General features: G+C 48.8%; 12 protein-coding genes. All 12 read right to left on the bottom strand.

What is annotated here, in order from left to right; all coding sequences use genetic code 11:
- Positions 1 to 83 precede the first annotated feature (83 nt).
- The 12 genes from nagB to AC0YNZ_RS15690 all read right to left on the bottom strand — a co-directional run bounded on the left by nagB (position 84) and on the right by AC0YNZ_RS15690 (position 13,483).
- Entirely contained in the window at positions 84 to 905 is an 822-nt protein-coding gene (nagB, locus tag AC0YNZ_RS15745; RefSeq protein WP_475827505.1) for a glucosamine-6-phosphate deaminase, read from the bottom strand.
- A 5-nt stretch (positions 906 to 910) separates the two neighbouring features.
- Positions 911 to 1,561: a bifunctional 2-keto-4-hydroxyglutarate aldolase/2-keto-3-deoxy-6-phosphogluconate aldolase gene (locus AC0YNZ_RS15740; protein WP_475827504.1), complete on the bottom strand. Its 651-nt coding sequence runs from the start codon at positions 1,559 to 1,561 to the stop codon at positions 911 to 913.
- 27 nt (positions 1,562 to 1,588) lie between these two features.
- Positions 1,589 to 2,515: a phosphoglycerate dehydrogenase gene (locus tag AC0YNZ_RS15735; RefSeq protein ID WP_220039014.1), complete on the bottom strand. Its 927-nt coding sequence runs from the start codon at positions 2,513 to 2,515 to the stop codon at positions 1,589 to 1,591.
- A complete protein-coding gene (locus tag AC0YNZ_RS15730) occupies positions 2,505 to 3,512 on the bottom strand; it encodes a phosphotriesterase family protein (protein WP_475827503.1) in 1,008 nt (335 codons plus the stop codon). Before AC0YNZ_RS15730 ends, AC0YNZ_RS15735 begins: the two co-directional genes overlap by 11 nt.
- Before the next feature lie 198 nt (positions 3,513 to 3,710).
- Positions 3,711 to 5,114, bottom strand: coding sequence for an NAD-dependent malic enzyme (locus tag AC0YNZ_RS15725; protein WP_475827502.1), 1,404 nt, complete (start codon positions 5,112 to 5,114; stop codon positions 3,711 to 3,713).
- An 81-nt stretch (positions 5,115 to 5,195) separates the two neighbouring features.
- Complete coding sequence (locus AC0YNZ_RS15720) at positions 5,196 to 6,641, bottom strand: aldehyde dehydrogenase family protein (RefSeq protein ID WP_475827501.1); 1,446 nt, start codon at positions 6,639 to 6,641, stop codon at positions 5,196 to 5,198.
- 43 nt (positions 6,642 to 6,684) lie between these two features.
- A complete protein-coding gene (locus AC0YNZ_RS15715) occupies positions 6,685 to 7,656 on the bottom strand; it encodes a transketolase family protein (protein WP_475827500.1) in 972 nt (323 codons plus the stop codon).
- Complete coding sequence (locus AC0YNZ_RS15710; RefSeq protein ID WP_475827593.1) at positions 7,653 to 8,504, bottom strand: transketolase; 852 nt, start codon at positions 8,502 to 8,504, stop codon at positions 7,653 to 7,655. The genes AC0YNZ_RS15715 and AC0YNZ_RS15710 overlap by 4 nt, the downstream gene beginning before the upstream one ends.
- Before the next feature lie 172 nt (positions 8,505 to 8,676).
- Positions 8,677 to 9,837 carry an iron-containing alcohol dehydrogenase gene (locus AC0YNZ_RS15705; RefSeq protein ID WP_475827499.1) on the bottom strand — a complete coding sequence of 387 codons (1,161 nt, stop codon included), beginning with the start codon at positions 9,835 to 9,837 and terminating at the stop codon, positions 8,677 to 8,679.
- 21 nt (positions 9,838 to 9,858) lie between these two features.
- A complete protein-coding gene (locus AC0YNZ_RS15700; RefSeq protein ID WP_475827498.1) occupies positions 9,859 to 11,307 on the bottom strand; it encodes an aldehyde dehydrogenase family protein in 1,449 nt (482 codons plus the stop codon).
- 72 nt (positions 11,308 to 11,379) lie between these two features.
- Complete coding sequence (locus AC0YNZ_RS15695; RefSeq protein WP_475827497.1) at positions 11,380 to 12,423, bottom strand: zinc-dependent alcohol dehydrogenase; 1,044 nt, start codon at positions 12,421 to 12,423, stop codon at positions 11,380 to 11,382.
- On the bottom strand, positions 12,404 to 13,483 hold the full coding sequence (locus AC0YNZ_RS15690) for a zinc-dependent alcohol dehydrogenase (protein WP_475827496.1): 1,080 nt from the start codon (positions 13,481 to 13,483) through the stop codon (positions 12,404 to 12,406). Before AC0YNZ_RS15690 ends, AC0YNZ_RS15695 begins: the two co-directional genes overlap by 20 nt.
- Positions 13,484 to 13,529: the final 46 nt, after the last annotated feature.

The raw sequence follows: 13,529 nt of genomic DNA, 5'->3' as shown, positions 1-13,529 counted from the left end.
TATACTCTTATTATAGAATATTATTCTTTCATGTCAATAATAAAATGAAATTTTATTCGATTAGAGACAAAGAAGCATTATTTCTATCCATTAGTACCAATTAACTGCTGCACTTTGGGATCATATAAAAAATCGATTTTTTTGTTACCTATTATCCGAAATGACGGCCTGCTGCCTCCTGTTAAGCCCGCTGCCGCTTCTTCATCCAACAGCACGATCAAATCAGGATGCAATTGAAGCAAGGATGCCGGACAACTTGTTGTTACAGGCCCCGTAAACGCCTCATGAATAATGCTGCTTTTGGCCTCGCCATGAGCGATAAACAGCACTCGACGAGCCTTCATAATCGGACCAACCCCCATTGTAATCGCTTGCCTAGGAATTTGATCATCAGAAAAAAACCATTTGGCGTTAGCCCTGCGCGTATCTTCGGTTAATGTCACAATATGGGTTTCACTGGAAAGATGCTCCCCCGGCTCATTGAAACCGATATGCCCGTTCAAGCCGATACCGAGCAGCTGGATATCCAATGCTCCGGCTTCCCTCAATAACGTTTCATAACGGATACATTCCGCTTCAGCTGATTCGGCGGCTCCATTCGGAATATGAATATGACTCGGTAAAATATCGATATGCCGGAACAGTTGCTCTTGCATAAAAGCTGCATAGCTTTGAGGATGTTCCTCAGACAGACCTACATACTCATCTAAATTATAGGCAGCCGCATGCTTAAAGCTGCAGGGGTTGTTTCTGACGAGCTCAACCAGTTCCTTATAAATGCCAACAGGTGAAGAACCCGTGGCAAGGCCAAGCTTAGGATCGTCTTTCTTACGAATTTCCCTTATCAAAATTTCCGCACCTACACGATCAGCTTGCTGCGCATCGCGAAAAACAGCAATTCTCATGAACGCTACACCCCTCGAAAGGCTTTCACTTTTTCCACGAGCTGCCGGCTTTTTTCGGTAATAGAAGCATAATCTCCATGCTCGGCTGAGCTGATCAAAGAACCGCCGACACCAACGGCAACGGCACCCGCTTCAAGCCATTTCGTGATCGTATCGATATTAACGCCGCCTGTCGGCATGAGATTCACCTGAGGCAGCGGGCCTTTCAGTGAGCGGACCATCGCTGGACCGTACGTCTCGCCTGGGAACAGCTTAATGATATCGGCACCCGCTTCCATGCCTTCGATAACCTCTTTCACGGTCATAGCGCCCGGCATACACGGAATGCCATAACGGTTGCATAATCGGATCACTTCGGCATTCACGAAGGGACTGACAACAAATTGCGCACCCGACAGAATGGCAATGCGGGCGGTTTCAGGATCCAATACCGTACCCGCGCCGATCGTAACTTCTCCAGGCGAGAAATGATTGCTTAATTTCTCGATCACCTGATGAGCATATGGAACAGTGAACGTAATTTCCAGGCTCGAAATACCGCCCTGCAGGCACGCTTCCGCAATCTTGACCGCTTGCTCGCTGTTGTCTGCACGAATAACGGCGACAATTCCTTCCTCACACAATCGGTTTATTACTCGCAGCTTATTCATGGTCATCTGTCATTTCCCCTCGTTCTTTAATGATTACCTTAAATACTCCAGAACATTCGCCGCAGCCATGACACCCATATTCTCAATAGCCTGATAGGTTGAAGCTGCGCAATGCGACCCGATGACAAGGTTATCCAGCTCCAGAAAACCTTTATCTTGCGGAGGTTCCTGCTCGAAAACGTCCATCCCTGCTCCCCATATCCGCTCTTCCCGCAAAGCATCCAGAAGCGCTTGTTCATGAATAAGACCGCCTCTGGCCGTATTCACAATGACAGCCGTTTCCTTCATGCTTGCAAGCTCCTTGGCGCCAATGATATGATGCGTTTTATCTGTTAACGGCAAATGCAGGCTAATAAAATCAGCGTTTTGCAGCAGCTTGTCTAAGCTTACATATTCGATCTGATGTTCAGCCGCATAGGCTTCGTCTTTCATCAAATCATACGCCATTATGTTCATGTTAAACCCCTTAGCCCTAGCGGCAACCCCTTTGCCGATGGCTCCAAGTCCGATGAGGCCGAGCGTTTTACCCCATACATCGACCGACGTTATCTTATTCCAGTTCAGCTGCCTGCAGCCTTTATCAATCGGAATCATTCTTCTTGCGGCAGCCAGCATAAGAGCTATCGTATAATCGGCTACGGCATCCTTGTTGGCACCAGCCGTCACCGTTACCGGAATTCCCTTCTCCCGCGCATAATTCAGGTCAATATTATCGGTACCAACACCGTATTTGGAAATGACCTTCAGCTTAGGCGCTTGCTCAAGCACCTCTTGATCGATAGGATCTACCCCGACAATTACCGCATCTACATCCTTGATCATTTCAGCCATTTCCTGTTTGCTCAAAATACGCCCGTACGGATTAAGCACAAGCTCGCAGCCTTTCTCCCTTAACATATCAATCGGCTGGGAATTTCCCTTTCCAAAGGAACGAGGAGTTACCATTACTTTATAAGTCACTTGTTTTCACCTCTTTGGTGTTTTTTCGTGCAAAAGCATGGGAAGGATTATGAATCATCATATTTGCGATAGCAGACTCAGATACCCCGCGTTGACGCAGCAGCGGGATAAAACTGACGCTCATATGATCTAAGCCGATCTCGCCGCCGTAGCTTCTCAGTCTCGCCCGGGTCGTATCCAATCCTAAAAGCAGTGACTCCCCGTAGCCCCAATCCAGCATCTGAACGATCAAGTCGGCTTCTTCCTCATCATTGTGATATTTAAATCTGCCGATCGTATCGTATTCCAGATAAACGCCGTATTCCGCCAGCTGTTTATGGACGCTGTAATCGTCAAGCGTCCGGTCCAAATGGCAGATGATCAGATTTTCCGGCGCTACGCCCAGTTTCATGAAATGCTCGGCTACAACGATGCCTTGACGATGCGTCTCCGTATGGCACATGATAGGGACGGCAGTCGAAAGAGAAGCCTGAGCCGCAGCATTCAATAATTTGATCGCCGTCAAACCGGGAAGATCCTCTTCAATTGCGGTCTTGATTAAACCGGCTTTCCCTTGAATTTGGGTCTCGGGATCGCGGTTATCCGCACCGGTGTACATCCCCTCTTCGATTTCATGGATGAAGATTTGAGCTAGTCGGTCCTCACTATAGCGAAACAACCAATGATCCTCATAATAAAAACTCTGCTTATGAAATCCCGTGGAGGCTACAATGTGAATGCCGGTCTGCCTTGACACTTCAGCCAGCTGATCTGCCATTCGTCCGCAGCCAATCGGCTGTGCGTCTACGATGGCTTTGCCTCCTAAACTGCGAAAAACATGCAATTCTTCCTTCGTTTTCTCAAAATCATCAATGCGCAGAACAGGATTGATTTGTGAAGGCTTTCCTTCAGCTATGAAGAGATGTTCGTGACTATGACAGAATCCTAATTGTTCTTTAGGGATATCCCCTAAAACCGTGCGAATAATTTCCGTAATGGCCACCCCCTGTATATGCATGATCCTCTCATGAAATCAATCAGATTCATCTCGATCTCATTATAAAATTAAATTCTAATTAGGTCAATGTAAAATAAAATTTTATTTTTTTATAAAATATTTTCTTCCTTTTCTCAGCACATAGCGGGAATGTATGCAGCCCAAAAAAACAAGCCATCTGCAGCTGCGGATGACTTGCTTTCATTTGATTTCCGGTATCTAGCGAAATTCCGGAGGTATGCGTCTCGCCATACCGGTCAAAATCGCAGTTTCAATAACCGCATGCCTAACCTTGGTTACGACTTGTTCGTTAAAAATGCTTGGGATGATATAAAGTTCGTTCAATTCGCCATCCGTGACGACGGAGGCGATCGCCCGGGCAGCAGCGAGCTTCATCGGTTCATTGATTTGAACAGCACGGCAGTCAAGTGCGCCGCGGAACATGCCCGGGAATACGAGCACATTGTTGATTTGATTCGGATAATCGCTTCGGCCGGTGGCTAATACGCGCACATAGGGAGCCGCTTCCTCCGGATCGATTTCCGGCTTCGGATTGGCCATAGCGAACACGATGTTGTCGGCCGCCATTTGCTTCATATCTTCCGCATGAAGCAGTCCTCCTCTCGAAACCCCAATGAAGACATCCGCGTCCCGAATCACTTCCTTCAAGCTGCCGGGTTCATTTCCAACCTGGGGTTGTTCTGCGAGCCACTGCCACATCGGCTGCGAGTAGTTTCCGCCGCGAACGATCGCCCCCTCCTGATCAACGGGAATCAGCTGTGTAACTCCGGCGGACAGCAGCATTTTGCAGATGGATACACCCGCTGCGCCGATACCGTTGACCACAACCCGAATCTGATTGATCCGTTTCCCAACCAGTTTTAGCGCGTTCAGCAACCCTGCGATAACAACGATAGCCGTGCCGTGCTGATCATCATGAAATACCGGTATGTTCAACTGCTCGGACAACCGGGCTTCGATCTCAAAGCAGCGCGGGGAGCTGATATCCTCCAAATTTATTCCGCCAAAGATCGGACTGATATTGACGATAGTCCGGATGATTTCTTCTGTATCCTTCGTATCCAGACATATCGGAAAAGCATCTACGCCCGCCAGCTGCTTGAACAGCATCGCCTTCCCCTCCATCACCGGCGCTGCTGCATGCGGGCCGATATCCCCTAAACCTAACACGGCTGTTCCGTCCGTAATAACGGCAACCGTATTGCGTTTGATTGTCAACGAATAAGCTTTGCGTGGATCTTCATAAATGGAGTTGCAAACTCTCGCAACACCCGGCGTATATACCCGTGACAAATCGTCCCTATTCTTGATCGGCATATTCGGATGAATCGATATTTTTCCGCCCAAGTGGGCCAGAAAGGTACGGTCGGAAATGTTAATAATTTTAACGCCTTCCAGCTCTTTTAAATTATTAGCAACTTGTGATTCCGCCTGATCCGACACCTGTACTGTTATGTCGCGAATGGAGCTTTCCTGCCCTGTCCGGATGACGTCGATCGAAATAATATCGCCGCTTGCCTTACTGATCGCGGTAGCGACCTCGCCGAAATGATTCAGCTCATGATATAGCTCCAAACGAAGGATGATACTATTGTACGCCACTGCAGTTACTCCCCTTTGTATTCAACCCCATGTACCATACTGACAAAGCAATGGAGAATCACTTTGATTCACTAATCGCAGCTATAAAACTTTGATGCCGATAAATTTGCTTTCCATCATATCCTGAATGGCATATTTTACGCCTTCCTTGCCGATACCGCTTAATTTAACTCCTCCGTACGGGTGATTATCCTGCCTGTATGTGGATATCTCGTTAATCCAGACACCGCCGGTAACCAGCTGATCCGCAAGGCGCAGCGCACGGTTTATGTTGTTCGTGAACACGCCGGCCTGTAGTCCGAAGTCCGAGTCATTCGCCATCCGGACTGCCTCCTCCTCCGTATCGAACGGAATGACCGACACGATCGGCGCGAATACCTCCTGACAGATGACTTTCATGTCCGGCTTGACGTTAGCAAGCACAGTGGGCTCCATTATCGCACCTTTACGTCTCCCGCCCGTCAGTACAATTGCTCCCTCGTTTTGAGCTTCCAATACCCAGGACTCGGCGCGCTTCGCTTCGTCCTCGCTGATCATCGGGCCGATATCAGTCGTCTCCAGCATCGGGTCGCCTGCTTGCAGCTGAATGACGCGCTTTACGTATTGGACAAGGAAATCGTCGTAGACAGAGGACTGGACATAGATCCGCTGAACAGAGATGCAAGCCTGCCCGGAGAAAGCGAACGCGCCCCGTACTAATCCTGCAATAGCAGTCTCCAGATCAGCGTCGTCAAAAATAAGGTTAGGGGAATTTGATCCGAGCTCGAGCGTCAATTTTTTCAACCCGGTCCATTTTCTTATTTGAAGACCAATCGGCACGCTTCCTGTAAAAGATACCTTGGCAATTCGGGGATCGGAAACGAGCGGCTCTCCGATTCTCGAGCCTCTTCCGAGCACGACATTCAATGCCCCATTCGGAAGACCCGCCTCCTCGAACAAGCGTGCTAGGGCAATAGAGGACAGAGGAGTCTTATCGGCAGGCTTCAGCACGACGGTATTGCCGGCGGCAAAGGCCGGCGCCAGCTTATGCAGCACCAGATTGAGCGGAAAATTAAACGGCGTAATGGCAGCAACGACTCCTACGGGATAACGCCGGACCATCCCGATCCTGTTTTCCCCGCCGACGGCGGCATCCATCGGCACGAGCTCGCCGCCCAGCGTCTTTGCTTCATCCGATGCGAAGCGAATCACCTGCACGGCGCGTCCGACCTCAACCCGCGCATCGCGAATCGGTTTACCCGCTTCAAGCACTAGCGTCCTAGCGAATTCCTCCGTACGCTCCTCCAGCAAATCAGCGGTTTTTCGCAAAATGGCAGCGCGCTGATGAGCGGGCATATGGCGCATAGTTTCACGAAACACACGTTCGGCTGTTGCGATTGCGCGGTCCAGCTCACCGTCCGTTACATACTCGATTTTGCCTACAACTTCTCCGTTATACGGATTTCGAACCTCCTGCACCGTTCGCTCGCCGCCCTTAAGCTCTTGCCCGTCAATGATCGAGCCTGCATGCATAAAATGATCAGACATGGTCTCCACTCCAATCCTATTTTTTAATTACTTATTCCTTCACCTACTGCGCTTGCAGCTTTCTTGCAATCGCTTGGCGCGCCTTCTCTGCTACATGCTCGGCAGTTAAACCAAATTTTTTCAACAACGCACGGTTCGGGCCCGATTCTGAATTTCTATCCTGAACACCGACCCGCTCCATAGGAACAGGGAAGAATTCCACCAGCACCTCCGCCACCGCACTGCCTAATCCGCCATAAATGCTGTGCTCTTCCGCAGTCACTACCGCTCCCGTTCTTCGCGCTGCTGCGACAATAGCATCCCTATCTATCGGTTTAACGGACGGCAGGTGAAGCAGCTCGGCCGAAATGCCTTCCTGCTTCAGCAGTTCCACCGCCTCCATGCAGCGGCCCGTTTGTGTGCCGGTCGAAATAATTGTAACATCCTCTCCGGAATGGATGGTAACGCCCTTCCCTACCTGAAATCGGTAGCTCTGTTCTTCAAACAGTACAGGATAAGAATCGCGGGCTACACGGATATAGACAGGGCCGTCATACGCATTGGCAAACTCCATCATCTGCCCCAGCTCCACAGAATCGGCCGGCGCCAAAACGACCATCCCCGGCTGGGTGCGCATCATGGCCAAATCCTCGAGCGACTGGTGTGTTTTCCCCGTACAACCGTTCAATAGACCGCTGTATGCGCCGATCATCTTGACATTCATCTTCGGCTGCGCAATGGTTACCACAATTTGATCAAAAGCGCGTTTGACAATGAAAGCTGCAAACGAGCACACCCACGGCTGCAGCCCGACCGAAGCCAGACCGGCGGCGACGCCAAGCATATTTTGCTCAGCAATGCCCATTTGCAAAAATTTATGGCCGTTATTCTCCGCTACTTTATCCAGCTTCGTTGAGTTGGCCAAGTCGCCATCCAGCGCGAATACCCGCGGATCCCGCTTCGACAGCTCGAGCAGCTTGTCGCCGAAAACATCCCGCATCGATACGAATTGAGGGGTGGTTGTCGTTTTATTCATTGTACATGACCTCCTTGAAGTTCAGTTAAAGCAAGTGCCAGTTCCTGATCCGTCGGTATTTTGGCATGCCACAAATAATTGTTTTCCATATACCGGACGCCTTTGCCTTTGACCGTATGAGCCACGATTATCGTCGGTTTGCCGCTGATGCGCTCAGCGTCGCGAAGTGCTGTGACGATTTGCCGGAAATCATGCCCGTCGATGGAGATCACGTGGAAGCCAAACGCTTCCCAGCGGGCGTTCGGATCGAAGACGGGTATTTCCCTCGTTCTGCCTTCCGTCCCCTTCCAGCCATATTGCTGTAAATGGTTGTAATCTAAAATAACGGTTAAATTGTCGAGTTTGTATTTGACGGCAATATCAGCCGCTTCCCACACCTGGCCTTCCTGCGATTCTCCGTCGCCAATCATGCAATAGGTGCGGAATGAATGACGTTTTAATTTTGCTCCGAGCGCCATGCCTACCGCTGCTGATATGCCCTGACCCAGCGATCCGGTTGACATATCCAATCCCGGCAGCAAATTCATATCCGGATGCGCCTGCAAACGTGAATCGATTTCGTCAAACGTATGAAGCTCCTCTACCGCAAAATAACCTCTTTCAGCCAGCGTGCTGTATAAGGCAATCGCGGAATGCCCTTTCGATAAAACAAACCGGTCCCTCTCTTCCCACGCGGGATTTTCGGGATTGATATTCATGACTTCGAAGTATAACGCCGTCAAAATGTCCGTTGCGGACAAGGGGCCGCCCAAATGTCCCGCTCCGGCGCGATGAACCGTTTTAACGATGTTTTGGCGAATTTCCGCAGCAATGCTTTTCAATTTCCCCTCATTTTCGGTTGTCAACATTTCCATTGTTCCACTCACTCCTTCATTCGTTTTGAAGTAATAAGTTTCATCTAATCGATTAGATGAAACTTAAAAAATTTGCGAGCCTATAGATTCATTTCTAAGGCTCGCTTCATAAACCGGGAATCATATTCTAGCTCACCTCATACACACTCCCGCTCTCTTTTAACCTTTAAAGACAAGCTTTATAGATTTGGCGAATTTCTTCCCTTGTCACTTTCTTCGGATGACAATTAATATCGAAATAATAGCCTGTCAGTGCGATATTGGTTGCTTTGTCTATATCGTCCTCCGTCATGCCGAAGGTTGAAAATTTGACGTGCAAATGAATATCCGATAGAAATCTGCTAACTAATTCCGGACATTTCTCAGCCCTTTGCCGCAGCGTTAACGAACTTATAGACGGGTCAAGGATGGTTGAGATAGCCGCAAATTTCTCCAAATCGGCCTGCCAGCTGACTTCCAGCACATTGACCATGCACGCAGCTATACTGTCGCCATGCGGCACCCCAAACATTCCGCCAACCGGCTGTGCTAATGAGTGAGGCAAAGTTACGCCAATATGCGCGATTGCGGAACCGGCAAGCGTGCTGGCCCAAGCCAGATTTTCTCTAGCTTTTATATTCTCTCCACTCGCTACCGCCTCGGGAAGATTTCTTACAACGATGCTCATCGCTTCCCTGCTTACCATTGTTGTATATGGATTTGCTTTTAAGCTGATAAAAGATTCAAGCGCATGGGCAAAAGCGTCAAATCCGGTCGATGCCGTAATTTTGGAGGGCAACGAGACCATCAGCTCCGGATCCACGATCGCAATTCTCGGGAAAATCAATTCATTGACAATCGTACTTTTCTCTTTCAATGCAGGATTATTGAGTACAGAGAACGGAGTAGATTCAGAGCCCGTTCCCGAGGTTGTCGGTATCGCGATAAGCGGCAAGGTTTTGCTTCCAGGCCTTAACACCTCATGGTCGTTCCGTTCCGTGTAATCCCAGGAGCTGCCTTCGCCATTAACCATTACTGCTAATCCTTTCCCAAAATCAATGGCGCTTCCTCCGCCTACCGCGATCACAAAGTCACATTTCTCATCCCTTGCTCTCAGCGCTGCATCGTCCACTTTAAAGCAGCTTGGATTCGGTTCAATGTCAGAAAATATAATACTGTCAATAAACATCTTTTTCAGCTCGGCTGCAATCCGGTCCCCCAGCCCAATCGAAAACATATACGGATCAATGGCGATTGCCGCCTTCGTGCCCATTCCTTTTACATACTCCGCGATATGATTAACTTTACCAGCGCCGAACTCCACTTTGGGCAAGAAACATGTAAACAAAATAATTCCCCCATTTCAATATTATCTGTACACGTTCAGACAATTTCTAATGGCAACGCTTTTGGTTTGAGTCACTTCTTCTAACGCGCCAATGAGTCCTTCTCTGCCGAGACCGCTCATTTTGTATCCGCCGAAGAACGCCACATCAGGCCGGTAGGTGCCTGTATTGTTTACGGCAACGATACCTGATTCGATTTGATAGGACACATTCATCGCGCGGTTGATATCATTCGTAAACACGGAAGCATTCAGACCATAGCACGAGCTATTTGCAATCTGGACAGCTTCCTCATCCGTATCGAAAGAAATGATCGGAAAAACAGGTCCGAATATTTCCAAATCGCGCGCCACTTCAAAAGTAGGCTCGACATGCGTTAATACGGTTGGCAAATACCATGTATTGTCCACAATCTCCGCTCCCAAAACCGCTTTGGCGCCTTGACTGATCGTCGTTTGAACCTGGCTATGGACGGTGCGCAGCGCTTCGTCATCAATTAGCGGGCCCATTCCCACAGCCCGGTTTAATGGATCGCCGTGCTGAATCCGTTTTAACCGATCCGTTAACAGATCTGTAAAGTCGCTTACCTTGGACCGGTGAACAATCATCCGTTTATTGGCACAGCAAGTTTGGCCATTCATTAACGTTCTGCCAAATACCGTTTGTTCAACCGCCAATTCAAGATCCGCATCCTCAAATACAATTAGCGGATCATTCCCGCCAAGTTCAAGCTTCAAACGGCTTAAATGCTTCGCCGCGTTCATTGCTGTTCTTATTCCTGTTTCCGTACTCCCTGTTAAGCTAATGGCATTGACTAACGGGCTTTGTGTCAGCATTTCTCCGACTACCCGGCCTGCTCCCGTAATAATTTGCAGCACATTTTCAGGTAAACCCGCTTCATAAATCAGTTTTGTTATTTCCAAAATCGTTAGCGGCGCAACATTTGCCGGCTTAATGATAACTACATTGCCCGTTACCACGGCAGGCGCTACTTTCTGAGCAAACAGCTCTGCAGGAAAATTGAAAGGGACAACGCCTACGACAACACCAAGCGGTTCTTTGCGTGTAATATAAATATCATTTTCGACACCTGCTTGCTGATCAAGAGGGATGTTCAGACCGTAAAGCGTTTTGGCTTGCCCGACAAAGGAGTTAAACAGCCGCGCTACCGTCTCAATTTCACTCTCAGCCTGCAGGATCGGCTTGCCTACCTCTTGGCTTAACAAAGAAGATAAGCGCTCCTTATGCTGCAGAACTAACTCAGATATACGGATCATGATCTCTCCCCTCTTCCAGAGAGGAGTGCGCGCCCATCCTTTTTTGGCTGCATGGGCTGCCTGAAGCGCATCTTCAACATCTTCTAAAGCAGCAAAGGGCACGGTATCAATAACCTGCTTTGTGGTCGGATTGTATACCTCAACGGCCTTCCCGTCCCGGCTGGATCTCCAATTGCCATTCGTGTACATTTCCATAGTATCAATTCTCCTTTTCGTTGAATCATGCAATTTAATATTAAATGTTATGATGACATGCTTAGGCTCCGGTCACTCGAACGTAATAACCGTTTTCTTCAACCCGCTGTTTTGGCTGATCATCTCGAACGCCTCCAGAATCTTATCGAAGCTGTACACTTTGGAGACGAATGTTTCCGGCTTCAGTACACCGCATTCGATCCAGTTCATAATCTGCCTGTGGCACTCCGACTCATCCAGCTTGGAAGGCCATTGATTGAAATCCAAATGCCAATTGTACGGCGCTTTACTCCAATCGAGCCGCATGTTGGTCTCGGTTGAAATGCCATAGATGCAAATATGGCCGTAAGGCGCGATCAGCTCCATGCTTTGATTAATAATTTCATTCTTACCGACCGCATCCACGGAGAAGTCTACGCCATCCTTGCAAACGTTCCGCACCTCGGCGGTCAAATCGCATTTTTTACTGTTGAATGCATAATCCGCTCCAGCCTGCAAAGCTTCCTCGATTTTGGCGTCGCTCGTAACAGCCGCTATAACCGGACCCATCCCGAGCAGCTTGGCAAACTGAATGAAGGTCAGTCCGACCGGACCGGCGCCGAACACGACTACGCTCGCATTAGGCCGAAAATTGAAGCGCTTACAAGCGCCAAGCACTTCGCGGAACGTTACGATCATCGGAGCAGCTGCGATATCGAAATCGGCCGGCAGCACCTGCTGAGCGTAGTAGGCTTCCGAGAACTCTGGCGCGCCCGGACCCTTGCCATCCTCAAGCAGAGACTTGCTATCCGCTACGACGGCGTATTCGGAAAAAGCCCCCCAACCGGAATGAACATCGTCCGTCATGCCTTCCAAGAACGGCAGCAATACAAGGTCGCCCACTTTTAGATGCCGCGCTAATGGTCCTTTCTCCACTACACGGCCGACTCCCTCATGGCCAAGAGCTGCGGGATATGTGTCAAAGCCTTTAAATTCCCCATGAATCAGCTTCAAATCGGTACCGCGGCAAATGCCGCAGCTTACCATTTTGACCAGCGCCTGATACTCACCGTAAACGGGCTTGGCTATGTCACGAACGGCAAGTGTTCCATTCTTTTCAACGATCAAACTTTTCATTATGATTAGCTCCTTTCTGAATGAACGATTCATCGTACGATAAAAGCACTTTCCCGCCGATTTTCTGCTCACAAATTTCAATCGCCTCTCTCCATTGACTTAAAGGAAGCTTATGCGTGATAATCGGCCGCAAACGTATTTTGTTTTGCCTCCAAATGTTCATTACACGGTCCCATGTTTCGATCGAATGCGCATAAGAAGCAACTACCTGCAATTGTTTATACAAAATAAGATCATAGTCAATAGTAATTTCTTTGCCAACAATGCCAACTTGGATATATTTGCCTCTTTTCTTTAATTCCCGCAAGCAGCTCGTCACAGAAGGCCCTGCTCCTGCACACTCCACCGCTACATCAATGCCGCTGCCCTCCGTTTCCCGCTCAATAATTTCATGCAGGTTTTGTTCGCTTACATTGACAATGACGTCCGCACCGAGCTCCTTGGCAATTTCGAGTCTTGCAGCATCGGCGTTTGTCCCGGCCACAATAACCTTACACCCCTTCATAACAAGTAAGGATAAGCAGATCAGACCAATGGGTCCAGGACCTGAAAGTAAAACGGTGTCGCCAACATGTATCGTCGTTAATTCTTCAATTGCTTTAACCGCACAGGCTAACGGTTCAGTTAAAGCAGCCTCCTCCAGCGATAAATGATCCGGAATTTTATAAACCATATCTTCCCTTACTACGACATATTTCGTAAAGGCTCCATCAACACCCGAGCCGAGCGACTTTCGTTTTGTGCAGAACATATAATTTCCTGTCCGGCAGTGCTCGCAGTCTCCGCACGTAACTGCAGTCGAGGGAAGCGCTGTCACCCGGTCGCCAACTTGGAAACGCGTTACGTTTTCCCCTGCTTCCGTAATGATTCCTGAAAATTCATGGCCAAGAATGACAGGGGGACTGCTTTTATAGGTATCGTGGTAAATATGTAGGTCAGTACCGCAAATACCAGCGTATTTTATTTCGATTTTTACTGAGCCGGATTGGCAAGCAGGTTCTTGCACTTCAATCAATGCGACATTTCCGTGTCCTGGCTTTTCTTTTACGACTGCTTTCATAAAGTCCTCCATCATCTCATCTAATCGATTAGATTTAGTGAAAAAA

This window comes from Paenibacillus sp. J2L1-98, from assembly GCF_056269405.1.
This window is presented reverse-complemented; position numbering and strand designations above follow the sequence as displayed.

Coding starts and splice junctions, on each gene's coding strand:
- nagB (WP_475827505.1), bottom strand. CDS start 905: ATGAGAATTGCTGTTTTTCGCGATGCGCAGCAAGCTGATCGTGTAGGT.
- AC0YNZ_RS15740 (WP_475827504.1), bottom strand. CDS start 1,561: ATGACCATGAATAAGCTGCGAGTAATAAACCGATTGTGTGAGGAAGGA.
- AC0YNZ_RS15730 (WP_475827503.1), bottom strand. CDS start 3,512: ATGCATATACAGGGGGTGGCCATTACGGAAATTATTCGCACGGTTTTA.
- AC0YNZ_RS15720 (WP_475827501.1), bottom strand. CDS start 6,641: ATGTCTGATCATTTTATGCATGCAGGCTCGATCATTGACGGGCAAGAG.
- AC0YNZ_RS15715 (WP_475827500.1), bottom strand. CDS start 7,656: ATGAATAAAACGACAACCACCCCTCAATTCGTATCGATGCGGGATGTT.
- AC0YNZ_RS15710 (WP_475827593.1), bottom strand. CDS start 8,504: ATGTTGACAACCGAAAATGAGGGGAAATTGAAAAGCATTGCTGCGGAA.
- AC0YNZ_RS15700 (WP_475827498.1), bottom strand. CDS start 11,307: ATGGAAATGTACACGAATGGCAATTGGAGATCCAGCCGGGACGGGAAG.
- AC0YNZ_RS15695 (WP_475827497.1), bottom strand. CDS start 12,423: ATGAAAAGTTTGATCGTTGAAAAGAATGGAACACTTGCCGTTCGTGAC.
- AC0YNZ_RS15690 (WP_475827496.1), bottom strand. CDS start 13,483: ATGAAAGCAGTCGTAAAAGAAAAGCCAGGACACGGAAATGTCGCATTG.